The sequence below is a fragment of the Constrictibacter sp. MBR-5 genome (assembly GCF_040549485.1).
Taxonomy (GTDB): domain Bacteria; phylum Pseudomonadota; class Alphaproteobacteria; order JAJUGE01; family JAJUGE01; genus Constrictibacter.
The window spans coordinates 188,217-211,904 of sequence record NZ_JBEPTK010000001.1 but is presented as its reverse complement, the minus strand read 5'-3'; the positions used below and the strand labels follow the sequence as shown (position 1 = coordinate 211,904).

22 protein-coding genes are annotated in these 23,688 nt (G+C 69.4%); 9 read left to right on the top strand and 13 right to left on the bottom strand.

All coding sequences use genetic code 11. The features are described 5' to 3' along the window. The first annotated feature begins 91 nt into the window (after window positions 1-91). Window positions 92-1,717, top strand: coding sequence for a S41 family peptidase (locus ABIE65_RS01015; RefSeq protein WP_354074951.1), 1,626 nt, complete (start codon window positions 92-94; stop codon window positions 1,715-1,717). 6 nt (window positions 1,718-1,723) lie between these two features. Here ABIE65_RS01015 and ABIE65_RS01010 read toward each other — a convergent pair whose 3' ends face one another. From ABIE65_RS01010 to ABIE65_RS00975, 8 genes are all read right to left on the bottom strand, one after another. Further along, window positions 1,724-2,968 (bottom strand): MFS transporter, encoded by a 1,245-nt coding sequence (locus ABIE65_RS01010; RefSeq protein WP_354074949.1) that lies wholly within the window; start codon window positions 2,966-2,968, stop codon window positions 1,724-1,726. Window positions 2,969-2,978: 10 nt separating this feature from the next. Beyond that, entirely contained in the window at window positions 2,979-3,848 is an 870-nt protein-coding gene (locus tag ABIE65_RS01005; protein ID WP_354074948.1) for an MBL fold metallo-hydrolase, read from the bottom strand. A 121-nt stretch (window positions 3,849-3,969) separates the two neighbouring features. Beyond that, window positions 3,970-4,668 (bottom strand): ligase-associated DNA damage response endonuclease PdeM, encoded by a 699-nt coding sequence (gene pdeM, locus ABIE65_RS01000; RefSeq protein WP_354074947.1) that lies wholly within the window; start codon window positions 4,666-4,668, stop codon window positions 3,970-3,972. After that, on the bottom strand, window positions 4,665-5,546 hold the full coding sequence (gene rsmA, locus ABIE65_RS00995; RefSeq protein ID WP_354074946.1) for a 16S rRNA (adenine(1518)-N(6)/adenine(1519)-N(6))-dimethyltransferase RsmA: 882 nt from the start codon (window positions 5,544-5,546) through the stop codon (window positions 4,665-4,667). Before rsmA ends, pdeM begins: the two co-directional genes overlap by 4 nt. Beyond that, entirely contained in the window at window positions 5,530-6,555 is a 1,026-nt protein-coding gene (pdxA, locus tag ABIE65_RS00990) for a 4-hydroxythreonine-4-phosphate dehydrogenase PdxA (protein ID WP_354074945.1), read from the bottom strand. The genes rsmA and pdxA overlap by 17 nt, the downstream gene beginning before the upstream one ends. Continuing rightward, on the bottom strand, window positions 6,552-7,901 hold the full coding sequence (locus ABIE65_RS00985) for a peptidylprolyl isomerase (protein WP_354074944.1): 1,350 nt from the start codon (window positions 7,899-7,901) through the stop codon (window positions 6,552-6,554). Before ABIE65_RS00985 ends, pdxA begins: the two co-directional genes overlap by 4 nt. Before the next feature lie 83 nt (window positions 7,902-7,984). Next, window positions 7,985-9,082 carry an LPS export ABC transporter permease LptG gene (gene lptG, locus ABIE65_RS00980; RefSeq protein ID WP_354074943.1) on the bottom strand — a complete coding sequence of 366 codons (1,098 nt, stop codon included), beginning with the start codon at window positions 9,080-9,082 and terminating at the stop codon, window positions 7,985-7,987. Then, on the bottom strand, window positions 9,079-10,191 hold the full coding sequence (locus tag ABIE65_RS00975) for an LptF/LptG family permease (RefSeq protein WP_354074942.1): 1,113 nt from the start codon (window positions 10,189-10,191) through the stop codon (window positions 9,079-9,081). Before ABIE65_RS00975 ends, lptG begins: the two co-directional genes overlap by 4 nt. Before the next feature lie 240 nt (window positions 10,192-10,431). Between ABIE65_RS00975 and ABIE65_RS00970 the strand changes: the two genes are divergently transcribed. From ABIE65_RS00970 to ndk, 3 genes are all read left to right on the top strand, one after another. Then, window positions 10,432-11,922 carry a leucyl aminopeptidase gene (locus ABIE65_RS00970; RefSeq protein WP_354074940.1) on the top strand — a complete coding sequence of 497 codons (1,491 nt, stop codon included), beginning with the start codon at window positions 10,432-10,434 and terminating at the stop codon, window positions 11,920-11,922. Between the two features lie 30 nt (window positions 11,923-11,952). Continuing rightward, window positions 11,953-12,396 (top strand): DNA polymerase III subunit chi, encoded by a 444-nt coding sequence (locus tag ABIE65_RS00965; RefSeq protein WP_354074939.1) that lies wholly within the window; start codon window positions 11,953-11,955, stop codon window positions 12,394-12,396. Window positions 12,397-12,484: 88 nt separating this feature from the next. After that, window positions 12,485-12,907, top strand: coding sequence for a nucleoside-diphosphate kinase (gene ndk, locus ABIE65_RS00960; RefSeq protein ID WP_354074937.1), 423 nt, complete (start codon window positions 12,485-12,487; stop codon window positions 12,905-12,907). Window positions 12,908-12,967: 60 nt separating this feature from the next. On the opposite strand, the gene ABIE65_RS00955 is transcribed toward ndk, so the two are convergent. Beyond that, complete coding sequence (locus tag ABIE65_RS00955; RefSeq protein WP_354074936.1) at window positions 12,968-13,093, bottom strand: aa3-type cytochrome c oxidase subunit IV; 126 nt, start codon at window positions 13,091-13,093, stop codon at window positions 12,968-12,970. Between the two features lie 255 nt (window positions 13,094-13,348). On the opposite strand from ABIE65_RS00955, the gene ABIE65_RS00950 reads away from it, so the two are divergent. After that, window positions 13,349-16,030, top strand: a complete 2,682-nt coding sequence (locus ABIE65_RS00950; RefSeq protein ID WP_354074935.1) for an ATP-dependent DNA helicase — start codon at window positions 13,349-13,351, stop codon at window positions 16,028-16,030. A gap of 57 nt (window positions 16,031-16,087) precedes the next feature. Then, window positions 16,088-16,507 (top strand): tellurite resistance TerB family protein, encoded by a 420-nt coding sequence (locus ABIE65_RS00945; protein ID WP_354074934.1) that lies wholly within the window; start codon window positions 16,088-16,090, stop codon window positions 16,505-16,507. 27 nt (window positions 16,508-16,534) lie between these two features. Here the strand turns inward: ABIE65_RS00945 and ABIE65_RS00940 are convergent, their stop codons facing one another. Continuing rightward, window positions 16,535-17,473 (bottom strand): N-carbamoyl-D-amino-acid hydrolase, encoded by a 939-nt coding sequence (locus ABIE65_RS00940; RefSeq protein WP_354074933.1) that lies wholly within the window; start codon window positions 17,471-17,473, stop codon window positions 16,535-16,537. A gap of 171 nt (window positions 17,474-17,644) precedes the next feature. Between ABIE65_RS00940 and ABIE65_RS00935 the strand changes: the two genes are divergently transcribed. Further along, window positions 17,645-18,202 (top strand): LemA family protein, encoded by a 558-nt coding sequence (locus ABIE65_RS00935; RefSeq protein ID WP_354074932.1) that lies wholly within the window; start codon window positions 17,645-17,647, stop codon window positions 18,200-18,202. 5 nt (window positions 18,203-18,207) lie between these two features. Continuing rightward, window positions 18,208-20,097, top strand: a complete 1,890-nt coding sequence (locus ABIE65_RS00930) for a DUF2207 domain-containing protein (RefSeq protein WP_354074931.1) — start codon at window positions 18,208-18,210, stop codon at window positions 20,095-20,097. A gap of 15 nt (window positions 20,098-20,112) precedes the next feature. Here ABIE65_RS00930 and ABIE65_RS00925 read toward each other — a convergent pair whose 3' ends face one another. The 3 genes from ABIE65_RS00925 to ABIE65_RS00915 all read right to left on the bottom strand — a co-directional run bounded on the left by ABIE65_RS00925 (window position 20,113) and on the right by ABIE65_RS00915 (window position 23,409). After that, window positions 20,113-21,006, bottom strand: a complete 894-nt coding sequence (locus tag ABIE65_RS00925; protein ID WP_354074930.1) for a lipid kinase — start codon at window positions 21,004-21,006, stop codon at window positions 20,113-20,115. Between the two features lie 91 nt (window positions 21,007-21,097). Beyond that, window positions 21,098-22,051: a D-2-hydroxyacid dehydrogenase family protein gene (locus tag ABIE65_RS00920; RefSeq protein ID WP_354074929.1), complete on the bottom strand. Its 954-nt coding sequence runs from the start codon at window positions 22,049-22,051 to the stop codon at window positions 21,098-21,100. 77 nt (window positions 22,052-22,128) lie between these two features. Beyond that, the gene (locus tag ABIE65_RS00915) at window positions 22,129-23,409 is read right to left on the bottom strand and encodes a hydantoinase/carbamoylase family amidase (RefSeq protein ID WP_354074928.1); all 1,281 of its coding nucleotides are present in this window, start codon (window positions 23,407-23,409) and stop codon (window positions 22,129-22,131) included. Between the two features lie 78 nt (window positions 23,410-23,487). Between ABIE65_RS00915 and ABIE65_RS00910 the strand changes: the two genes are divergently transcribed. After that, entirely contained in the window at window positions 23,488-23,667 is a 180-nt protein-coding gene (locus ABIE65_RS00910) for a hypothetical protein (protein ID WP_354074927.1), read from the top strand. The last annotated feature ends 21 nt before the right edge of the window (window positions 23,668-23,688 follow it).

Genomic DNA, 23,688 nt, shown 5'->3' with positions numbered 1-23,688 from the left:
CCTGTTGATCATTCGCCTTTAGCTTGCACGGATCGTGGTGCGCCTCTCGGCGTTATCGTAAGGTATTACCATCTTGGCGATGGACAGTGGCGTGACCCCAGTAGTTGCCGGCTCGGCGAAGCGGCGGACGACAATGGCGTTCCTCGCCGTGGGCGGCCTTTGTGCATTTCTTTCGGCCTGTGCGAAGCCGGCGCAGCCGGATGCCGTCGCGGCGTTCCCCGAGGCGTCGGCGCAACTGCTGTTCGCCGATGGCTACCGCCATGTGCACGAGCGCTATATCGATCCGCTGCCGGTCGAGCGGATCGCGCAGGCCAGTTTCGACGGCCTGACCAGCCTCGACTCCGGGTTGCAGATCCGGCGCACATCCGATCAGGTCCAGCTGTTGATTGAGGGACGGGAAGCGCGAACCTTCCCGGTTCCCTCGGCCAGCGACGCCGAGGGATGGGCGCGGGTCACCGCTGGCGTGCTCGATGCGAGCTGGGCGCATTCGCCGAAGCTTCGGGGTGTGGCGCCGGAGCGCATCTACGACAGCATGTTCGGCTCCCTGCTCACGCAGTTGGACGGCTACTCGCGTTACACCGACGCCGACTCCGCCGATCAGGCACGCGCCTCGCGCGAGGGGTTCGGCGGCATCGGCATCGTGGTCGAGGAGGAGCAAGGCAGGCCGCGCGTCGTCCGGGTGTTGCCTGACACGCCAGCGTCGCGCGCCGGAATCCTCGCGGGCGACGAGATCACGCATGTGGACGGCTATGCGCTCGAGGGCATGTCGCACCACGATGCTGTCGAGTTCCTGCGCGGGCCGCTCGAGTCCGAGGTGCGGATCCGCATCGCCCGCAAGGACCCGCAGGTCGTCTTCGACCTCGTGCTCCAGCGCGCGCACATCGTGCCGCAGACGGTGACGTGGAAGAGAGAAGGCAACATTGCGACGTTCCGCCTGTCCTCGTTCAACCGCCATACGACCAGCGACCTGATGAGCATGGTCAGGGAGGCGCGCCAGGAGATGGGGCGCAATCTCCGCGGCATCGTGCTCGACCTGCGTGGAAACCCGGGCGGCCTGCTCGACCAGGCGATCGGCGTGGCCGACCTGTTCCTCACCGACGGCGTGATCGTGTCGACGCGCGGCCGCCACCCGGCCAGCAACAGCGCCTTCACCGCCAGCCGCGACGACATCGCACGCGGCATCCCGATGGCGATCCTGATCAACGGCCGCTCCGCCTCGGCCGCGGAGATGGTCGCCGCCTCGCTCCAGGACTGGGGCAGGGCGGTCGTCATCGGCTCGACGACCCACGGCAAGGGGTCGGTGCAGAACGTCGCCCGCATGCCGAACGGCGGGGAACTGATCATCACCTGGTCCCGCATGCATGCACCCTCGGGATATGTGCTCGACCGGCTGGGCGTGCTGCCCGGCGTCTGCACCAGCGAGGCAGCGGAAAACCGGGGACCGGATGGCAAGGTGATCGGCGAGCACAGCAACACGCCGCGCTACGCAGTCCAGTCGGACTTCATCGCATGGCATGCCTACGACCACAGCGACGATGCCCTGGCGCGGACCCTTCGCCTCGTCTGCCCTGCCGAGACCGACGAGAGCGCCGCAGACGAGACGCTGGCGGAGTCGCTGCTGCTGGATCAGGCGGCCTATCGCCGCGCGTTGCGGCCCTGGGCCGGGCTGACCATGGCTCAAAATGTCGGCGAAAGCCGAGCCGAGGTGCCGCGCTGACCTTCTTCAGGCGACCGCCGCGGCCGAGCGGCCGCGGCTTCGCAGGATCAGGGTGCCGATCAAGGCAAGATTGCCGACGTTGAAAGCGACGCCGATGGCGAAAGCCACGGCATAGGATTCGACCGCATCGTAGACGTAGCCGCCCGTCCATCCGCCCAGCGCCATGCCGAGCGTGCCGAACAGATAGACGACGGCGATCCGCCCGCCGAGGCCTTCCGATGGGAAATATTCCCGTACGATGAAGGCGTACATCGCGATGATGCCGCCGTAGCCCAGGCCGAAGATCGCCGCGAACCCGAAGAGCAGGGCCAGATCGGTGGTCGAGGCGATGCCCGCCAGCATCGCCGCCTGAATGGCGGAACCGATGAACAGCGTCCGCAGGCCGCCGATCCGGTCCGCCAGCATGCCGCCGCCGACCCGGCTGACGAAGCTCGTCGCGAGCGCCACGGAGAGCAGGCCGGCCGCCGCCGCGGGCCCGAAGCCGAGGTCGCTGGCGTGCGGCACGAGGTGGACGAGGGGCAGCGCCATGGGCACGCAGCAGCCGACGATGGCGGCGCAGAGCATCGCCTGCACCAGCCATGCCGGCCAGCCGAGCACCGGCGCCGCCGCGGCCCGCCGGCTGCCCGCGGAAACGGGGGCGGGGGGCAGGTGGCCCGGCGCCCTGCGGCGCAGGATCAGCGTCATGCACATCATCAGGATCAGGGCAGCCACCCCGTACCAGAGAAAGGTGCCGCGCCAGCCGATCTCGATGTTCAGCGCCGTCGCGATCGGTGGCCAGATCGTGCCGCCCATGCTCTGGCCGCTGGCGACGATGCCCAGCGCCAGGCCGCGGTTGCGGTCGAACCAGCGGGTCGTGTTGGCCATCAGCGGCGCGAAGATCGTCGCGTTGCCGAACAGCCCGATCATTACGCCGAAGACCAGATAGAGCTGCCACGGCTCGGTGACGAAGCTGGTCAGCACGGCGCCGCCCGGGATCATCACCGCGCCGATCAGCGCCACCGGCCCCATGCCGAGCCGGTCGGACAGGCGGCCCAGATAGAGCGCGCCGATGCCGGCGCAGACCATGGATGCGGCATAGGCCAGCGACGGAACCTGCCGCGGCCAGCCCAGGTCGGCCGTCATCGCCTTCAGCGACACCGACAGGACGAACTGGATGCCCTGGCCGACCACGATCATCGTCAGCGACGCGACGACGATCAGCCAGGGATACCAGCGGTCGAGACGCGTCGGCGCCTCCGCCGAATCGTGCAAGACGGAGGCCTCAGTCGGCGAAGGCGAAGCGGAAGCCGTGGCCGCTGCTCTTCACGTGGCCGCAGTGGGGTGCGGGGAAATGCGCCGGCAGCATCAGCGTCGGCGTGTCGCACAGGCTCTCCAGCACCTGCCGTCGCGTCTTCGCCGCATCGTCCGGAAACTCGCAGAAGCGGCTGTTCCAGTGCGGTTCGTAGACCTGCATCGGGTGGTGCATGATGTCGCCGGTGAAGAGCCCGGACTGGCCCTTCGAATCGAGCCGCATCGTCACGTGTCCGGGCGTGTGGCCGGGTGCCGGCCGGATGATCATCTGGTCGTCGATGGCGTGCTCGCCGTCCACCATCACCGCCCGGCCGTGCTCGACGATCGGCAGCACGCTGTCGGTATAAGCCCCGTCCAGCGCCGGCTCCGTCCGGTTCTTCTCGCCCCAATAGTCGTAGTCGGTCTTCGAGAACAGGTACTTCGCGTTCGGGAAGGTCGGCACCCAGCGGCCGTCCTTAAGGCGCGTGTTCCAGCCCACATGATCGGTGTGGAGGTGCGTGCAGAGCACGAAGTCGACGGCCTCCGGCTCGACCCCGGCCGCCTTCAGCCGGTCGAGCCAGGGCGTGTCCAGCCCGTTCCACATGGCGCGCGAGCGCGTCTTGTGATTGCCGACGCAGGTATCGACCAGGATCGTGTGCCGGTCGGTCCTGATGATCCAGCTGTGCAGGCTCATCAGGAAGCGGCCCGTCCGCTCGTGGAAGCAGCGCGGCACCAGCCAGTCGCGGTGCTTCTCTAGCGCCGCCGGCGTCCAGTCGGCGTAGAGCGCGCTCGGCGTGAAGGACGGGCCGGCGTTCTCCTCGACACGGCTCAGGCTCACGTCGCCGATCATGCGGACGGTCATCGGTGTTTCCCCGGGGCAAGCATTCTCGTTGGTGCCGAGCATAGGCCGGACATCGTCGATTGTTCCAGACACCCCCGACGCTCGCGCAGTCCGCGGCGCCGGGCCCGCGTCTCCAGCAGTCCTACGCCTCGACCGGGACGGCCCGACGGGTGAGGCGCGAGGCGGGGAACATGTGCAGGCGATCACTGCCGGTCATGAAGACGCGGAAGCCGCGTCGGAAGACCGGACGGAAGGCGTCGTCGTTTACATCCAGGCCACCGGTGAAGGCGCCGAAGGCCGGCAGCACCATGCGCCGGCCGTCGGTGACGAAGCAGCGCGCCGTGACCAGGCGGGACTGCACCGCGACCGACGCCTTCGGGTGCAGATGGCCGCAGATTTCGCCGGCGCCGCCCTCGGCCACCGGTGCGTGGCGGAAGGTGAGGGCGCCCAGGGTCGTCTCGTCGGAGACCCGTCCGCCCAGGTCGGCAGGCGGGGCCGGATCATGGTTGCCGGCGATCCACAGCCAGTCCGTCGCGGCCGTCAGCCGGCGCAGGCGCTCGATTTCGGCCTCGCCGAGCCGCGTGCGCGCCCGCGTGTCGTGGAAACTATCGCCGAGGGCGACGACGGACCCAGGCCGGTAGCGGCGCACGAGCCGCTCCAGGCCCTCGATCGTGGTACGGGTGTCGTAGGGCGGCAGAAAGGCGCCGCGCTCGGCGAAGCCGGAGCCCTTCTCCAGATGCAGGTCGGCGACCACCAGCAGGCGATGTTCCGGCCACCACAGGGCGCCGCTCGCATCGACCATCAGCGGCACGCCGTTCACGGTGACGGTTGCGTGCGTCACGGATTCACCTCCCGCCATGCGCGGGCGAGGGCGCAGAAGGCGACCACGTCGAGTTCCTCGGCGCGCGCTTCGCCGCGGATGCCGGTCTGTTCGAGGAAACGATCGGCATGGGGGCCGAGCGCCTTGAGGCTTGATCTCAACATCTTCCTGCGTTGGTTGAAGGCAGCAGCAGTAACCGTTTGAAGTGCTTCCCAATCCGCTTCTGCGGCGGGTGCCGGCAGCGGCTCCAGGCCTACCACGGCGGAGGTCACGTTCGGCGGCGGCACGAAGGCTTGGCGCGGCACGTCGAAGAGGCGCCGGACGCGCCAGCGCCATTGCGCCATGATGCTCAACCGGCCATACGCCTTGGTCCGCGGAACGGCGTAGAGGCGTTCGGCCACCTCCTTCTGCAGCATCACGGTGATGCCGGCGAGGGCATCGGTGCGCGGCAGCCAGCCGACCAGGAGCCGCGTGCCGACATTGTAGGGCAGGTTGGCGACGATCTTGCGCGGTCCCTCGGTGATCGCAAACAGGTCGACCGAGAGGGCGTCGCCCTCGATCACGCGCAGCCGGCCGGGCGCGGTCGCGGCGAGTTCGGCCAGCGCGCCGAGGCAGCGCGTGTCGATCTCGATCGCGACCACCTCGCGCGCATCGGACTCCAGCAGAGCGCGCGTGAGGCCGCCTGGGCCGGGCCCGACCTCGATGGCCGTGTGGCCCGCCAGTGTGCCGGCGCCGCGGACGATGCGGCGCGTCAGGTTCTCGTCGAAGAGGAAGTGCTGGCCCAGCCCCTTGCGCGCGGCCAGTCCGTGCCGGGCGATGACCTCGCGCAGCGGCGGCAGGCGCATCGCGGCGTGGGACGGCGGCCCGTCAGTCTCCGGCCCGTCAGTTCCCGGCGGCATCGGCGCGCCGGCGGGCGATCTCCGCGGCGAGCGCGATCGCCGCGATCAGGCTAGCCGGATCGGCCCGGCCGGTCCCGGCGATGCCGAAGGCCGTGCCGTGATCCGGCGATGTCCGCACGAATGGCAGGCCGATGGTGACGTTGACCGCGCCGTGGAAATCCAGCGTCTTGATCGGGATCAGAGCCTGGTCGTGATACATGCAGACGGCGGCGTCGTATCCCGCGCGCGCCTCTGCGTGGAACATCGAGTCGCCGGGCAGTGGGCCAGCGACGTCGAGGCCTTCGGCACGCAGCGTCGCGATCGCGGGCGCGATGATCTCCACCTCCTCGCGGCCGATGGTCCCGCCTTCTCCCGCGTGCGGGTTGAGGCCCGCCACGGCGATCCGCGGGCGTACGACGCCGAAGTCTTCGCGCAGCGCCTTGGCGGTGCGGCGGACGCATCCCAGCACCGCTTCGACGGTGACGTGGCCGATCGCCTCGCGCAGCGGCTCGTGGATGGTCATCGGCACGACGCGCAACTGCGGCGACGCCAGCATCATCTCCACCGGCACCCCGCCCGCCAGTTCGGCCAGATACTCGGTATGACCGGGATGGCGGAAGCCGGCGGCGTAGAGCGATTCCTTGTGGATCGGATTGGTCACGACGCCGGCGGCATCGCCCGCCACCGACAGCGCCACCGCACGGTCGATGGCCGCCACGACCGACGCGGCGTTGCCCCGGTCTGGCCTGCCGGGGACGACCGGCCGGGGGACATCGATCGCCAGCACCGGCAGCGCCGAACGGAAGACGGCCGACGCCTCGCGCGCGGCGGCGACGCTCCGCACGGGGACATCGATGCCGACGCTTCGTGCCAGCGCCGCAATGCGGTCGGGCGAATCGATCAGAAAGAAGGGCGGTGCAGCCGCATCGCCACGCGTTGCCAGCCACGCCTTGAGAGCGATCTCCCCGCCGACTCCGGCGGGATCTCCCATCGTGACGGCGAGCGGCGGCGCTTCGCCGCGACCGCTCATAGGCGGACGTCGATGAACGCCGACCGGCGCAGATCGCGCAGGTAGCGCCGCGCCATCATGTCGATGCGCTGCATGCCGAGCGACTGCATGACCTCGTCACGCGACGGCAGGCCAGCGGTGTCGCCGACGCTGCGCGCGCAGACCATCATGACGAGGAAGCCGTCGTCGAGGCGGAGGGGCGGGGTGGGGCGGTTGAGCGGCAGGGGCGCCACGATGTCGCGGAGTTGTTGCGGCAGTTCGGAGAGCGGGATGGGGCCCGGGTTCATGTTGCCGCGGCTGCCGGCCTCACGACCCAGGCGCTCCATGTCGGCGCAGCTTCGCGCCGTGTTGCTGATCCGGCTGGCGGCGGCCTCCTGTTCGGCCACGACTTCGGCGGCGGCGCCCGGCGCCACCGGAAGGAAGACGCGCCGCAGGGACACCGTCTCCGGGCCGCCGGCACCGTGTTCGATGCGCCGCTTCTCGTTCAGCTGCAGGATGTAGAAGCCGTTCTCCACGGGCACGGGATCGGATATCTGCCCGGGCTGCATCGTCGCCAGTGCCGCCTCGAGGCGCGGATCAAGCTGGCCCTCCTGCACCTTGCCGAGGGCACCGCCGTTGGCCGCGCTCGGCGCCTGCGAGAACTGCTGGGCCAGCGCGCCGAAGGCTGCGCCGCCGCGAGCCTGAATGGCGAGGCGTTCGGCCGCCTGGCGCGCCGCCTCGACACTGTCGAACACTTCGGCCGACAGGAATATTTCGGCGGCGTCATACTCCGTCCGGCCGCCGCGGGCGCGGAGGTCGCGGAGATAGTCGTCCACCTCCTCCTCGCCGACCTCGACCTGCGGGCGGATCTGGCGCCGGACGATCTTACCCCAGGCGATGCTGGCGCGGAGCTGCGCGCGTAGCGTCTCGAAGGGTACGCCGCCCTGCGCCAGATGCTGGGGCAGCCCGCTGGGGGGCAGGTTGTTCTGCCGCTCGATGGTCGCCTGGGCGTCCGCCAACTCCTTCTCGGACACCGTCAGTCCGAGGCGCTGCGCCTCCTGCATCTGCAGCTGCTCGTCGACCAACTGGCGCAAGACCTGCGGCAGCAGCCGCTGTCGGCTCTCCTGCGTGTCGGGCAGGTTGGCGCTGAACAGCGCCAGCCGGAGGCGTGCCTGCAGATCGTATGTCGAGATCAACTGCTCGTTGACTATCGCAGCGATCGTCGGCCCCTGCTGGATGGGGCCCTGCTGAATGGAAGGCTGCTGTACGGGAGCCTGCTGGCTAGGGCCGCGCTGCGCCAGAACCTCACCCGACGCCGCCACCGTCGAGGTGGCGACGAGTGCCGCTAGGGCCGCATGACGGAGGATGGCGGTCGGTCTGATAGACATGACTGTTTGAACTCGTCGCTCGCGTACGGCCGCCCCCCGGGGACCGGCGACAATAGCCCCCGCGCCCCGGCGACGCAAACGCCTCAACCGTCCTCGCTGCGCAAGAGTGCGGCCGTTCCCGCCACGATGCAGAAGGCGGCAGGCGCCCACGCGGCCAGGATCGGCGGGAGCCGCCCCGCCGCCCCGAGCGCAGTGACGAGGTCGGAACACAGAAGGAGGACGAGCCCGGTTGCGGCCCCGGCGGCGGCTACCGCGACCGGATGCAGCCTGCGCCCCGGATGCAGCACGAATGCGGCCGCGACCAGGACGAGGCCGCACAGGAGTGCGGGCGAGGCGAGGAGCGTATGCAGTTGAAGTCTGTGGCGCAGGCTCGACAGGCCGGCCTGTTCCTGCGATGCCATGGCACCCGGCAGATCCCAGACGGACATCGTCTCGACCGGTGCACCGGCATGCTCGATCCGCTGCCACGTCAGCCCGGTCGTTACCGGCAGATCTTGGTCGTGGCGCACCGTTCTGCCGTCACGGTCGGTTACCACTGCGGCTTCCAGCATCCAGCCGCCATCCGTGAGGCGTGCCGCTTCGGCGTCGATGCGCTCGACCAGACGGCCATCGCCGTCGAGTCGGTACATCGTCACCGATCTCAGCTGCCCGGCATTGCCGTCGGCCTCGGCCGCATTGACCAGGAGCTGTCCGCCGCCCGCGCCGTCGGCCATCCAGATGCCGGATGCGCCGACGGAGACCGCCGCGGCGCCCACCGGCAGATGGTCATGCTCCACGCGGTCGGCCCAGTCGCGCAGGATCGCCGCGGCCGGTCCGAGCACGGTCACGGCGAAGAGGCCGATCGCGAGCGCCAGCCCGAGGGCGGGTGCGAGAAACTGCCAGACCGAGATACCCGAAGCGCGGGCCACCACCAGTTCGCGGCTCCGCGTCAGATGCCTGAACGCGAACAGGGCGCCCAGCAGCACGCAGAGCGGCAGGACGGTCCGGAACTGACCGGGCAGGCGCAGAAGCGCCATCTCGGCCACCATGCCCATCGTCATGTCCGGGCGATCGGCGGCGCGCCGCATGAGTTCGAGGGAATCGAACAGCAGGATGAGGACGGCAGCGAGCGTCGCAGCCGCCAGCAGCCACTGCAGGAACTGGCGGCCAAGATAGGCCGACAATGTGGTGGAATGGGTCACTGGGCTGCTGCCGTACGGCTGGGACCGTCCGCATCGCGCAGGCACAGGGCCGCTGCCGTCGCGATTGGAAGCAGCGGCACGAGGTATACCGCGCCGAGCATCCAGGGATTCCGCGCGGCGGCCCAGCGGGCAGCGAGGATGGCCGCCTGGAGCAGGAGGGCGGCCGCGACCGTACCGGCCAGGCGCAGGCCGGGCGTCTGCCGTGCGGCCACCGGGTGGAGGAGAAGCCAGAGCGCGAGCGCCGCCATGGCTGGAGCGTGAAGGATTCCCGCGAGCCGGTAGTGCCCCTCGGCCAGCATCCGGGCCGCGGTGCCGGGCGGTGCCCAGCCGGCGCCTCCCGCGAGGAGCATGGCGAGGGACATCTCCGAGGGATCGGGCCTGCGCGTGGCCGCGGCATCCGTCAGGCTGGCGGCCGTGAGGGTATAGTGCTCGAAGCGCACCGTGGTCAGTCGACCGTCCTCCGGATTGCGCTCCTGCAGCAACCCGTCGTCGAGCAGGAGGGCAGCGCCGTCGGGACGATCGATGCGCAGGGCGCTGCGCGCCGAGATCGTGACGGTGCGATCCGATCGGCGTGTGTCGTGGACGAGCAGGCCCGACAGTGTGCCGTCGCCGTTCACGGCGGCGGCGAAGATGGTCAGTCCGGGGCGAGGCGACTGGAACGCGCCCGGCCGGATTCCCGCCAGCGGCAGGTCCGCCCGCACCGTCTGGTTCAACGACCTGAAGGCCTGTGCGGCCAGGGGCGCCACGATCAGGTTGATCGACGCCACCGCCACGGCGGTCAGCAGCGCGACGGCGGCCGGGGCGAGGGCGAGCCGCGGATTGCTCATGCCCGCCGCACGCAGCGCCACGAGTTCCCGGTCTCCGGCGAGGCGATGGAAGACGAGCAGGATCGCGACGAAGAGGGCGAGCGGCAACGCCGCCGCGAGGAAGCGGGGCAGGTTGAGAAGGACCAGTTGCGCGAAGACGGCGGGGGAAACGCTGCCGGCGCCCAGGAGATCGAGGAACCGTAGCGAATAAACGAGCCAGACCACAGCCGTGAAGGCGGCGGCGGCGCAGAGTAGGGCCAGCGCCGTCTGCCGGAAGATGTACCGGTGGGCCTGCGACCACATCGTCGTCAGCCTGAGTCCTGGCCTCGCGAGCTGAGATCCCGCGCTGCATCGGCTTCTAGGCATCATGGGGCCGGGGCCGTGTCAAGGCTGTCGGAGCGGCTGATGTGCCCGGCGTTTCCCACTGTGGCCGGGAATTCTCGGTCCGTAAGGTTGACGGGCCTTGGGCTTGCTCCTATCCAACGAGGATGCCGGCGTCCGGGAGCCGCGGGCGCCGCGCCGAGACCCACCGAGGAGTGCCGCATGAAGATCGAGTTTGGAGCGCCGACGCAGCCGGACACGGGCGCGCACGTCCTGGGCGTGTTCGAGGACGGTGTGTTGACGCCATCGGCGGAAGAACTCGACGGGCGGTTGAACGGCGCGCTGCGCCGTGCCATCGGTGCCAGCCGTTTCACCGGCAAGGCGCGGCAGATGCTGGACGTGCTGGCACCCGCCGGACTGCCGGTGGATCGGGTCGTCCTCGCCGGCCTCGGCAAGGCCGCTGCACTCGACCAGCGTGCGGCTGAGGATCTTGGCGGTGCCATCTTCGGTCACCTCGCCGGCACGGGGACGAAGCGCGTGACGGTGTCGCTCGATCCGATCGACGGCGCGCCGCAGACCGCGGCCGAGATCGGTGCGCGACTAGCCTTCGGGTTCCGCCTGGCGAGCTACCGGTTCGACCTCTACAAGACGAAGCAGAAGCCGGAAGACAAGCCCGCGCTGGACCGTCTGTCGGTGATGCTCGACGGCCACTCCGCCGCGAAAAAGGTGTTCGCCGGCCTCGACAAGGTCGCAGACGGCGTCTTCACGGCGCGGGATCTCGTTTCCGAGCCCGCGAACGTGCTCTACCCGGCGACGCTGGTCGACCGGGCCAAGGAACTGTCTAAGCTCGGCGTCGAGATCGATGTCCTGAGCGAGAAGGACATGCGCAAGCTCGGCATGGGGGCGCTGCTCGGCGTCGGCGCCGGCAGCCAGCATGATTCCTACATTGTCGTCATGCAGTGGAACGGCGGCAAGAAGGGCAAGGCTCCGGTCGCCTTCATCGGCAAGGGCGTCACGTTCGACACCGGCGGCATCTCGATCAAGCCCGCCGCCGGCATGGAAGACATGAAGTGGGACATGGGCGGCGCGGCGGCCGTCGTCGGCCTGATGAAGGCACTGGCCGGCCGCAAGGCCAAGGTCAACGCGGTCGGCATCATCGGCCTCGCCGAGAACATGCCCTCCGGCACGGCACAGCGTCCGGGCGACGTAGTGAAGTCGATGTCGGGCCAGACGATCGAAGTCATCAATACCGACGCCGAGGGCCGCCTGATTCTCGCCGACGTCCTCTGGTACACCCAGGACCGGTTCAAGCCGGAGGCGATGATCGACCTCGCCACCCTGACGGGCGCCATCATCGTCGCGCTCGGCCACAACAATGCCGGCCTGTTCGCCACTGACGACGCGCTGGCGGAGCGCCTGCTGGCGGCCGGCAAGGCCTCCGGCGAGACATTGTGGCGCATGCCGCTGGATGACGCCTACGACAAGCAGATCGAATCGGACATCGCCGACATGAAGAATATCGGCGGTCGCGACGGTGGCAGCGTCACTGCGGCGCAGTTCCTGAAGCGGTTCTGCAACGACGTGCCCTGGGCGCATCTGGACATCGCTGGCGTCGCGTGGGGCAGCAAGGCGAAGCCCACGTCGCCGAAGGGGGGTACCGGCTTCGGCGTGCGCCTGCTGGACCGCTTCGTCGCCGATCACTACGAGCAGTGAGCGCCCGCAGCACGGGGCCGGGGAGGGGCCGTGGAGATCGAGTTCCGCAACGTGGCCGGGCAGCGCTTCGAAACGGGCTTGGCGGCGTTCCTCGAGCCGGAACTCGCCGCCGGGCGGCGCGCCGTCGTGCTTTGCGGTACGCGTGAACGCCTGGAGGCGCTGAACCTCGGCCTCTGGACTTACGATCCCGCATCCTTTCTGCCGCACGGCAGCGAGGCCGACGGCCACGCCGAGCGGCAGCCGGTTTATCTGACGCTGGCGGAGGAGAACCCGAACGCGGCGTCGCTGCTGGTCATGATCGACGATGCCGAGGCGGCGGCGCCCGAAGCCTTCGAGAAATGCAGCATACTCTTCGACAGGAACGATCCGGCTGTGCGCGATGCGGCCCGCGCACGCTGGCGCAACTGCCTCGCGGCCGGGCATACTCCCGTCTACTGGGAGTTTTCGGCGCAAGGGTGGCGGAAGAACGGCTGAAGGGCCTACGCCGTCCAATGGAGTTGCCCGGCATCACGGGCGCGGCTATAACGCCGCGCCGTTGATCCCCTAGGGAGACAGGAGCCACATGGCTACCGAGCAGACACTTTCCATCATCAAGCCCGACGCCACGCGGCGCAACCTGACCGGAAAGATCAACGCCCGCTTCGAGGAAGCAGGGCTGCGGATCATCGCCCAGCGCCGGGTCAAGCTGACCCGCGAGCAGGCGGAGCGCTTCTACGAAGTCCACCGGGAGCGTCCGTTCTTCAAGGACCTCTGCGCGTTCATGACCTCCGGTCCGGTCGTCGTGCAGGCCCTGGAAGGCGAGAATGCGGTGCAGCGTCATCGCGACGTGATGGGCGCCACCAACCCGGCGAACGCCGCACCCGGCACCATCCGCAAGGATTTCGGCGAGAGCGTCGAGGCGAACTCGGTGCACGGTTCGGACTCGCTGGAGAACGCAAAGCGCGAGATCGGCTTCTTCTTCGCCGAGTGCGACATCGTCGGCTGAAACGCCGACCGGTCGACAGTGGAACGGCGGCCCTAGGCCGCCGTTTCGCGTTTCAGTGCATCAAGCGACCAAGAACCACATCAGCACCATCACCACTGCGATCGCGGCGATGGAGAGCTTCGTGAAGAGCACGAAACCTCCCCAAATGTCGCGATGACGGTCGATATCCGCTTTCGCCGGCTGCATGTCGCCTCTCTGTTCATTTCCGCGCCCCCGTCGGGACCTTGCCAATCGGATATGCGCGGCTGCGGCGGTCGTCAAGACGTCACGAGGTCCTCGGTCGCCTCTGCGGCCTTGCACGCCGCGGCGCACCTCAGCAAGTTGGACGTCCGGGCGTAGACCGATGACCCGAGGAGGCCGTACGCCCTGCTGCACGTCCCGCGCTCCCCCGTCCTGATCGCCACGTTCAGATCGGCTCTCTGGGTAACCCCTGACGGCGAGATGCTGGAACTCGCGCCGGCCGAGGCGGCCGCGCGCATCCAGTCCGAGATGCCGCTGGTCGCGCACGCCCCGGCCCTGGCGCGGCGGCTGGGGATCGCGCCTTTCCGCGGTCTCGACCTGCTGGAACTGTTCGCGTTCGTCAGAGCCGCGCGCTTCTGTCTGCCGACCCCGCGCGGCCTCGCTGCCGCCGTCGGCCTGCCGCCGCCCCGCAGTAAGGCGGCGGAAGTCGAGGCGCTGATCGGCGCGGCGCGTGTGCTCCTGCAGGAACAGGCGGCGCGCTCCGACGATCCGCATGCCCTGCCCGTCGCCTGGGGAATGGCCAGGGCCGGATGGCCGTGGGGACCGGCGCTGCTGAACGCCCTGGGCTTCAGCCCCGAAAACGGTAACGCGACAGAGGCGCCTCGGGTGCAGCGCGCCATGGCGGTGTGGGAGCGGCTTCAGGCCTGGCAGGAGGAGGCGCCGCTGCCTCCGCCCTCCAGCCACCCCGTCTCGTCGGCGGAGACGCGCCACCGGCTGTCGGACCTCCTCGGCACCGACGCCGAGCCGCGGCCGAGCCAGGCGGACTATGCGTCTGCCGCGGCCGGCGCCTTCCAGCCGCGCGAGCGCCGCGATGAGCCGCTGTTCGTAATCGCCGAGGCGGGCACCGGCGTCGGCAAGACGCTCGGCTATATCGCGCCGGCGAGCGTCTGGTCGGAAAAGAACGGCGCCCCCGTCTGGATCAGTACCTATACGCGCAATCTGCAGCATCAGGTCGACCGGGAACTGGAGCGGCTCTTCCCCGATGCCGAGGAGCGGCAGGGCAAGGTCGTCATCCGCAAGGGACGCGAGAACTATCTCTGCCTTCTGAACCTGGAGGATGCGACACGGGTGGTCGGCGCGCGGCCCGGCGACACCGTGGTCCTGGGGCTGATGGTCCGTTGGGCCGAGCGCACGCGCGACGGCGACATGGTCGGCGGCGACTTCCCCGCCTGGCTGCCGGACCTCCTCGGGGCAGCGCGCACCCGCGGTCTCGCCGACCAGCGCGGCGAGTGCATCTATGCCGCATGTCCGCACTATCAGAAGTGCTTCATCGAGCGGAATGTCCGCCGCGCCCGACGGGCGGAACTCGTCGTCGCCAACCACGCGCTCGTCATGGCGCAGGCCGCGCTCGGCGGGCTCGACGATGCGTATCTGCCGACGCGCTACGTGTTCGACGAGGGCCATCATCTGTTCGACGCCGCGGATTCGGCCTTCTCGGCCGTGCTGTCCGGCCTGGAGACGGCGGAACTCCGGCGCTGGATGCTGGGCGCGGAGGGCGGCCGCAGCCGCGCCCGCGGCCTGCGCCGCCGGATGGAGGACCTGTCCGCCGACGAGGAGACGGCGGACGCGGTGGAGCAGGCGGTGCGTGCGGCTGCCATCCTGCCGGCGGAAGGCTGGATGCTGCGGCTCGCCGAAGGCCGGCCGCAGGGACCGGTCGAAACCTTCCTGGCGCTGGTCCGCCAGCAGGTGGCGGCGCGGGCCGTCGGTCCCGACGCACCCTATGGCATAGAAGCGGACCTGCTGCCGGCTGTCGACGGCTTGCCAGAGGCGTCGGCGAGCCTCGCGGCGGCCTTGGCCAAGCTCGCCCGCCCGCTGTCGGCCCTGCGCCGGCGCCTGCTGCAGCGCCTGGAGGATGAAGCCGACACGCTCGAGACCGCGATGCGGCTGCGCATCGAGGGGCTGTGCCGGTCGCTGCAGCGCCGGGCCGAGGTCCAGGTCACGGCGTGGCGCAGCATGCTCGACGGCATGGGCGCCGAGCCTACGGCCGAGTTCGTCGACTGGCTGGCCATCGACCGGATCGAGGGTCGCGACTTCGATGTCGGCATGCACCGCCACTGGGTGGACCCGACTGTCCCGTTCGCTGCGAGCATCGGCGGCCACGCCCATGGGCTGCTGGTCACGTCAGCGACCCTGCGCGACGCGACCGGAAATCCCGAGGCGGACTGGCTGGCCGCCGAGGCACGCACCGGGGCGGTGCATTTCTCGGCGCCGGCACTGCGGGCGGCGGTGCCGTCGCCCTTCGATTATGTGCGCCAGACACGGGTCCTGATCGTCACGGACGTGCGCAAGGATGATCTGAGCCAGGTCGCCGCGGCCTATCGTGCCCTGTTCATGGCCTCCGGCGGCGGCGGACTCGGTCTGTTTACGGCGATCGGCCGGCTGCGCGCGGTGCACGAGCGCATTGTGGAACCGCTCGAGGCGGAAGGTCGGATGCTGCTCGCCCAGCATGTCGACCGGATGGACGTGAATACCCTGATCGAGATCTTTCGTGCCGAGCCGGATTCCTGTCTGCTCGGAACGGATGCGGTGCGCGACGGGGTCGACGTGCCGGGACGTGCCCTGCGCCTGATCGTCTTCGACCGCGTGCCCTGGCCGCGGCCGGACATCCTGCATCGGGCGCGGCGCGCGCGGTTCGGCGGTCGCGCCTACGACGACCGGATCACGCGCCTGCGCCTGCGGCAGGCGTTCGGCCGCCTCGTCCGGCGCGCCGACGACTGCGGCGTGTTCGTCCTCCTCGATCCGATGATGCCGTCGCGCCTCTGCAGCGCTTTCCCGGAGGGCGTGGCTGTCCAAAGGGTGGGACTGGCCGAAGCCGTCGCCACGACGCGCGCCTTCATCGGCGCCGGAGGCGAGCCGCGCGCGGACCGCGTTACCGGCGTTTAACTTGACCTAGGCTGCGCGCCTGCTTAACAGCACCAGCAGATCAGCGAAGGACGCGCTATGACACTGACGACTTCCACGACCCATCACACGGCTCTGATCTACGTCATGGTGCTCGTCGCCGGTTCGGACGGCGGTATGCCGAACTCCGAACTGCGCAGCATCGGCGAGGTCGTCCAGTACCTGCCGATCTTCCGCGACTACGACCGTGACCGCCTGACGAAGGACGCGGCTGCCTGCGGCCGGTTGCTGAACGACGACGACGGCCTGGAGAACGTTCTCGATCAGGTCGAGGCGGCTTTGCCCGAGCGCCTGCGGGAGACGGCCTACGCGCTCGCCTGCGACGTCGCCGCAGCCGACGGCCGCGTGACCCAGGAGGAGGCGCGGATGCTCGACATCATCCGCTACCGCCTGCAGGTCGGCCGGCTCGCCGCCGCCGCGATCGAGCGCGGCGCACGCGCTCGGCACATGACGATCTGAACCATCCGCGGGGCTTCGGTCGAGCCGTCAGTCCGGCTCGATCATGCCCGCCCGTTCGGTGATGATCCCGTAGACTTCCGGGCGCCGGTGGGCGGCGAAGTTGAAGATCGTCGTCTTGTTGAAGCGGCCCTCGTCGAGGTCGGCGTCGTAGACGATCAGTTCGTCCGCGAGCGTGTGCGCCTGCGCCACGATCTCTCCCGACGGCGCGACGATGATGCTGCCGCCCATCAGGTCGCAGCCGTCCTCGTGGCCCGCCTTCGCCACCGAGACGGCCCAGGTCCCGTTCTGGTAGCAGCCGGCCTGCACGGTGATATGGTTGTGCATCATCCGGACGTGCGGGGGCTCGGTGGCGGACAGCGAGTTGGCCGCCGGCGTGTTGTAGCCGAGCATGACGAGTTCGACGCCCTTCATGCCCATGACGCGCCACGTTTCGGGCCAGCGGCGGTCGTTGCACAGGCACATGCCCATGATCCCGCCCATCGTGCGGAAGACCGGGAAGCCCAGGTCACCCACCTCGAAATAGCGCTTTTCCAAATGCTGCCATGGGCGGTGGCCCTCGAAATCGGTGTGACCCGGCAGGTGGACCTTGCGGTACTTGCCGGCGATCCGGCCCTCGAAGTCGACGATGATCGAGGTGTTGAACCGGTGCAGCACCCCGTCGCGGTGCTCGTGCTCGGCATAGCCGAGGTAGAAGCCGATGCCGAGGTCGCGCGCCGTGTCGAACAGACGCTGCGTATCCGGACCGGGCATCTCCTTCTCGAAGAAGGCATCGACCTCGTTCCAGTCCTCCATGTACCAGCGCGGGAAGAAGGTCGTCAGCGCCAGTTCGGGGAACACGACCAGCTTGGCGCCACGTTCGTGGGCCCGGCGGAGCAGCGCCACCATGCGTTCGACCACCTCAGCGCGCGTCTCGCCGCGTGCGATCGGCCCCATCTGCGCGCCCGCGACCGTGATAACCCGTGCCATGTCCTACTCCGCCGTTTTCCGGAACCGGGATGCGACGCGCGCCGTTACGACGCTTCGGCATCATCACCCTATGCCGCGGCGATGCAAGGCACAGGCCGCGGTGGCCGTGCTTGGCGGCGGCGTGTTCACTCTATAGGCTGATATCGGAAGAAGGGGGCAGGCGGACCGCGCATGGAATGGTTGATCCTCCTGGGAGCGGTCGCTCTCGTCGGCGGCTACTTCATCGCCGTCTACAACAAGCTCGTCAGCCTCTCGCGGCGCGTTGAAGAAGCCTGGAGCGATATCCAGGTGCAGATGAAGCGCCGCTACGATCTCATTCCGAACCTGGTCGAGACGGTGAAAGGGTATATGCAGCACGAGCGCAGCACGCTGGACGCCGTGACGGCAGCACGTGCCGCCGCGGTCTCGTCGCAGGGATCCCCGGCCGAGCAGGCGAAGGCGGAAAACCTGCTCCAGGGGGCGTTGCGCAGCCTGCTCGCCGTCGCGGAGGCCTATCCCGACCTCAAGGCGAACCAGAACTTCCTGGTGCTGCAGCACGATATCGCCGACACCGAGAATCGCATCCAGTCGGCCCGCCGCTTCTATAACGGCAACGTGCGCGAGCTGAACGTGACGATCGAGCAGTTTCCGAGTAGTCTGGTCGCCAAACAGTTCTCCTTCCGTACGGCGGACTTCTTCGAACTGGATACGCCTGAGGCCGCTGAGCCGCCGCGCGTCGCGTTTCCCTGACGTCGATGCGATATCTGGTCGTTGCGCTGGTCGCGCTGCTGCTGGGCGTTGGACTTGCCGTCGCGCAGACGCGCCTCGACCATGAGCGGATCACCGACTACGACGTCACGGTGCAGGTCGCGGCGGACGGCCTGACGACCGTCACCGAGCGGATCACGGTCGTGGCACTCGGCCGGGAGATCCGGCGCGGCATCTACCGCGACCTGCCGCTGGTGCAGGAGAGCCTGCTCGGTCGCTCGCAGCCGGCTTTCGACCTCGTCGCCGTGCGCCGCGACGGCAAGGCCGAGCCCCACAGCCAGGAAGCCGCCGGCGACGGCATCCGGATCTATGTCGGCGACCCGGACAGGCTTCTGCAGCCGGGCGTCCATACATACGAACTGGTCTACACCGTCGCCCGACAGGTTCGCTTCTTCGACGGGTTCGACGAAATCTACTGGAACGTCACCGGCAACGACTGGGCTTTCCGCATCGAGAACGCGCGGGTGAGGGTCATGCCTCCGCCGCGGGCGCCGGTCCTGCAGGTCGCCGGCTATACCGGCGCCCGCGGCGACACCGAGCAGGCAGTGGAGATCGCGAGCGGTGCCGCCGGCGAGATCCTCGTGACGGCGACCCGGCAACTGGCACCGGGCGAAGGCTTGACCGTGGCGGTGGGCTGGGCGAAAGGCTACGTGGCCGAACCGACCGCAGCGGAGCGCTGGCGCTGGTTCCTGACTGACAGCCGGCAATCCCTCGTCGCCCTGGCCGTCCTGGGGCTCGTCCTGGTGTACTACCTGCTGGTCTGGCATCGCGTCGGCCGCGATCCTCGAGGCGGGCCGATCATCCCGGTCTACGCGCCGACACTGCCCCCGGCCGCGATGCGCTACATCCGGCGGATGGGCTATGATGATCGCTGCCTCGCGGCCGCCCTGGTCAGCCTCGCGGTCAAGGGATATCTCGTCATCCGCGACGGCGACGGCACACCCACGGTGGAGCGGCGGGACACGAGCAGCCAGCCGGCCTCGCCGGGAGAGGATGCATTGCGTCGGACGCTCTTTGCGACCGGCAGTCGCGTCGCCCTCGACAGGGAGTCGCGCAAGACACTGATCGCGGCTCGGCGGGCGCTGAAGGGTCACTTCGACAAGACGTTCGACACGACCTTCTTCCGCCACAACCGCCCGTACTTCATGGTCGGTGCGGGTCTTACGGTCCTCGGCTGGCTGGCCGTCGCGGCATCGGCACCGACCCTCTTCGAGACGTTGTTCCTGTCGGTCTGGCTGGCCGGCTGGTCGGTCGGCACCGGGTGGCTGCTGGTCTTCTTAGTCCGCCAGTGGCGGCTGGCGCTCGGTGGAGCGGGGTTCGGACACGTGTTCGGCGCGCTGTTCGGCACGGCTTTCGCCATGCCATTCGTCGGCGGCTGGCTCTTTGGAGTCTTCGCCCTGAGCCAAGCCGTCGGCCCGGCTGCCGCCGTCTTTCTGGTCGCCGCGCTCGGGCTCAACATCCTGTTCTTTCGTCTGCTCAGGGCGCCGACGGCGATCGGCAGGGACGCGCTCGACGAGATCGAAGGCATGCTGCTCTACCTCTCCGTGGCCGAGGCCGAGCGCCTGCGATTCCACCACGGCAGTCCGATCACGCCGGAGCTGTTCGAACGCTTCCTCCCCTACGCCATAGCGCTCGACGTCGAGACGCAGTGGGCGGAGCAGTTCGCCGAGGCGCTGCGACAGGCGCAGCGCACCGGGCAGGAGACGTACCGGCCCATCTGGTATGGCGGCCGGAGCTTCGATGCCGCGGGCATCTCGGCGATCGGCGGCTCGATCTCCTCGGCTGTCGGCAGTGCGACAACCCAGTCCAGCTCCGGTTCCGGCGGCGGCGGCTCCAGCGGCGGTGGGGGCGGTGGCGGTGGCGGCGGGGGCTGGTGAACAGCCCGTGTCGTATCAGCCCGCCTCGGAGCGATCCTCTGGCGGTCGCGGCACGAACACTTCCAGCGCGTGACGCACGACTCGGAAGGTCGCCGGCGTCACGGTGGTCAACTCGCCGTCGGTGTTGACCCGCATCGGGCGGCTCGTCTCTACCTTAATCTCGGGGGCACGAAGGCAGTGGACGGCCTCGTTCGCTCGGTGCCGGCCGGCCCGGAAGGCCGGGAGGAGTGCGGCCATCCGCGCCAGCGGTCGCGGCTCCATGCAGTAGAGGTCGAGCAGGCCGTCGTCGATCGCGGCGTCTTCGGAGACGGACATGCCGCCGCCATAGTAGCGGCCGTTACCGACGGCGAGCTGGATCGAGCGCAGGACCTGCTGGCTGCCGTCCGCGGTGATCCGGGCGCGGAAGCTGCGCATCGCGCGCCATGCATCGGCGGCGGCGAAGGGATAGCTGAAGACGCCCCAGCGCTTCTTGAACTGCTTGGTCATCCGGGTCGCGACCTCGACGCTCAGGCCGATGCTCGCGACGTTGAAGAAGAGCTTGCCGTTGACCTCGCCGAGATCGATCCGGCGGGTCTCGCCGGCCGCGATGATCGCGCAGGCGGTGGCCGGATCCGCCGGTATCCCCAGCGTGCGGGCCAGATCGTTGGCCGTGCCGAGCGGCAGGATGCCGACCGGCAGGCCCGTTGCGACGGCCGCTTCGGCGAAATGGTTCAGCGTGCCGTCGCCGCCGCCGAGGATCAGCATGTCGGCGTTGGCGGCGGCCATCGCGATGCTGTCGTCGGTCGCCTCGCCCTTCGGCGGCACGGCCTCGATGCCGACCTCGTCGAGAGCCGCGACGACGGCCTCATACGCTTCGGCGCCTGAGCGCGCATTGCGATTGACGATCAGGACGGCGCGCCGATCCGGCACTTGGGTTCTCGCTATAGGGGGAGGGAACGACGCACGCGGCCTGGCACCAACGCGGCGCCAGACCGCAGGTTCCGGGGCGCTCTTGACGGTATCAGGCCGTGATGACTCTGACCGGCTCACCCTTCGCCCAAGCGGCGATGCATTCGACGGTGTCCCTGTAGAAGAAGCGGTAGGTGTCGTCGGTGACGTAGCCGAGATGCGGTGTCAGCACGACATTATCGAGGCTGCGCAGCGGGTGATCCGCGGGCAGCGGCTCCACGTCGTAGACGTCGAGGCCGGCGCCAGCGATCCGCCGCTCGCGCAGCGCGGCGAGCAGCGCCTCCTGCTGCACGATGGGGCCGCGCGAGGTGTTGACCAGGAAGGCGGTGGGCTTCATCCGGGCGAGGTCGTCGGCGCCGACGAGGCCGCGCGACCGGTCGCCCAGGACCAGGTGGATGCTGAGGAAGTCGGACTGTGCGAACAGCGCGTCGCGCTCAACCCGCTTCACGCCATGCTCCGCCGCCTTCTCATCGGTGAGGTTCTGGCTCCAGCCGATCGCTTCCATGCCGAAGGCCTTGCCGAGCTTAGCCACATAGCCGCCGAGGCGCCCGACGCCGAGCAGGCCGAGGGTCGCGCCGTGCAGGCTGCGCCCGATCGTCGTCTGCCAGCGGCCTTCCTGCATGGCGCGGTGCTCGAACGGGATGTTGCGCGCGAGCGACAGGATCAGTCCCATCGCGAGTTCCGGCGTCGGCGGCGTGGTGCCGCGGGTGCCGCAGACCGTGACGCCTTGGGCGGTCGCCGCAGCGACGTCGACCGAGAGGTTGCGGCCGCCGGTGGTGACCAGGAGCTTCAGCTTCGGCAATGCCGCGAAGACGGCGCGCGGGAACGGCGTGCGCTCGCGCATGATGCAGACCACCTCGAAGTCGGCGAGACGGCGCACCAGGGCCTCGGGCTCTGAGACATGGTCGTCGAAGACGGTGACGTCGTAGCCTGCGGGGATGGCGGACCAGTCCGCCATCTTCAGGGCGACGTTCTGATAGTCGTCGAGAACGGCGACGCGCGGCATGCTTCTCTCCCGGTCCGTGGTCTTGATCGCCGCCGAAGATGACGCGCCGCACCCGTCTCCGTCCACTCCCGCGGCGGTCAGACCGGATTGGCTAGGTACCAGGCGAGCAGTTCGACGCCCTTCATGAAGTCGGCGATCTCCATCGCCTCGTCCGGATTGTGGCTGCCGTTGGCGTTGCGCACGAAGATCATCGCCGTCGGCACCCCGGCGGCAGCGAACGCCGCCGCGTCGTGCGAGGCGCCGGAGGGGATGTCCATCGAAGGGATGGCGAGCGCGGCGACGCCTTCGCGCAGCCGCGCCTTGATGCCCTCGTCGAGGATGCCGGGTGCGGCGCGCGTGAAACGGCCCAGGTCGAAGCGCACCCGGCGCTTTTCGGCGATCTCCAGCGCCATCTCCTGGATGCGCGCCTCCATCTCGTCCAGGAAGGCGATGTCGAGGCTGCGCATGTCGACGCTGAAGTCGACCTGGCCGGCGATGATGGTCATCGCGTGGCGCTGCGCGTCGGTCGCCATCTTGCCGACGGTGAAGGCGAAGTCCTGGCCGCGCGCCTCGCACGCGTCCCAGATCCGGTCGAGGCCCATCACCAGTTCCGACACGGCAATCGCCGCGTCGCGCCGGTGGCTGCGCGGCACCCCGCCGCAATGGGAGTATTCGCCGACGCAGCGTGCAGCGGGCACGCGCAGATTGCCGCGGATGCCGGTGACGATGCCGACCGGAATCTCCTGGTCTTCCAGTACCGGTCCCTGCTCGATGTGCAGTTCCAGGTAGGCTGCGAGCGATGAGGTGTCGAGATGAGGTGGTCCGCTGCGCACCGTCTCTGGATCGCAGCCAAGTTCGGCCATATGGTCGGCGAGGGTTCGGCCCGTGTCCGCGCGGCGCGCATCGTCGAGCGCGCCGTGGGGCAGGGTGCCCAGGGCGGAGCGGCTGCCGATATAGGACACGCCGAACCAGGCGCTCTCCTCGGCGCGGATGCCCATGACCGAGACGTCGGCCTCGGGGCACCAGCCGGCGTCGGCCAGTGCAACGATCGCGGTCACGCCGGCGATCACCCCGGCGGCCCCGTCGAAATTGCCGCCCTGCGCCACCGAATCGAGGTGAGAGCCGATCACCGTCCGCTTCGCCGACCGGTCGCGGCCGGGGAGGGTCACGTAGCTGTTGCCGGCCGCATCGGTCGCCGTCTCGAGCCCCAGCTCCGCCGCCCGTGCACGCAGCAGTTCGTGCGCGAATTGCTCGCCCGGCCCGTACGAGGCACGCGTGATGCCGACACCGTCAAACGTTTTGGCGCGCAGCGTGTCGAAAAAGCCTTCCGCGAGCGGGCGCCGTGCCGACACCGCGGCGGCGATCCTGGCTGACTCCATCTGTAGCCTCTCTCTTATACGGAACCGGGAGGGACCCTGCGTGTTGCGAGCGCAAGGTTCGCAGCATCCGAGCGGGATATGGAACAGTTCTTTGCAGCTTTATGGGGCTTCGCGATCTTCGGCGGGCCCATCATCCTGGCGATCGCCATGATCTTCGGCACCGTCCAGTGGCGCCGCCGCCGCCGTCGCTTGGCCGAACGGGGTCTCACTCCCCGAACGGAGCCCCGTCGCGGCGCAATGGCGTCGCGCGACGGCTAGCCGCTGTAGCGACGCGCCGCT

Coding starts and splice junctions, on each gene's coding strand:
- ABIE65_RS01005 (WP_354074948.1), bottom strand. CDS start 3,848: ATGACCGTCCGCATGATCGGCGACGTGAGCCTGAGCCGTGTCGAGGAG.
- rsmA (WP_354074946.1), bottom strand. CDS start 5,546: ATGCCGCCGGGAACTGACGGGCCGGAGACTGACGGGCCGCCGTCCCAC.
- pdxA (WP_354074945.1), bottom strand. CDS start 6,555: ATGAGCGGTCGCGGCGAAGCGCCGCCGCTCGCCGTCACGATGGGAGAT.
- ABIE65_RS00985 (WP_354074944.1), bottom strand. CDS start 7,901: ATGTCTATCAGACCGACCGCCATCCTCCGTCATGCGGCCCTAGCGGCA.
- ABIE65_RS00975 (WP_354074942.1), bottom strand. CDS start 10,191: ATGTGGTCGCAGGCCCACCGGTACATCTTCCGGCAGACGGCGCTGGCC.
- ABIE65_RS00970 (WP_354074940.1), top strand. CDS start 10,432: ATGAAGATCGAGTTTGGAGCGCCGACGCAGCCGGACACGGGCGCGCAC.
- ndk (WP_354074937.1), top strand. CDS start 12,485: ATGGCTACCGAGCAGACACTTTCCATCATCAAGCCCGACGCCACGCGG.
- ABIE65_RS00955 (WP_354074936.1), bottom strand. CDS start 13,093: ATGCAGCCGGCGAAAGCGGATATCGACCGTCATCGCGACATTTGGGGA.
- ABIE65_RS00950 (WP_354074935.1), top strand. CDS start 13,349: ATGCTGGAACTCGCGCCGGCCGAGGCGGCCGCGCGCATCCAGTCCGAG.
- ABIE65_RS00945 (WP_354074934.1), top strand. CDS start 16,088: ATGACACTGACGACTTCCACGACCCATCACACGGCTCTGATCTACGTC.
- ABIE65_RS00940 (WP_354074933.1), bottom strand. CDS start 17,473: ATGGCACGGGTTATCACGGTCGCGGGCGCGCAGATGGGGCCGATCGCA.
- ABIE65_RS00935 (WP_354074932.1), top strand. CDS start 17,645: ATGGAATGGTTGATCCTCCTGGGAGCGGTCGCTCTCGTCGGCGGCTAC.
- ABIE65_RS00930 (WP_354074931.1), top strand. CDS start 18,208: ATGCGATATCTGGTCGTTGCGCTGGTCGCGCTGCTGCTGGGCGTTGGA.
- ABIE65_RS00920 (WP_354074929.1), bottom strand. CDS start 22,051: ATGCCGCGCGTCGCCGTTCTCGACGACTATCAGAACGTCGCCCTGAAG.
- ABIE65_RS00915 (WP_354074928.1), bottom strand. CDS start 23,409: ATGGAGTCAGCCAGGATCGCCGCCGCGGTGTCGGCACGGCGCCCGCTC.
- ABIE65_RS00910 (WP_354074927.1), top strand. CDS start 23,488: ATGGAACAGTTCTTTGCAGCTTTATGGGGCTTCGCGATCTTCGGCGGG.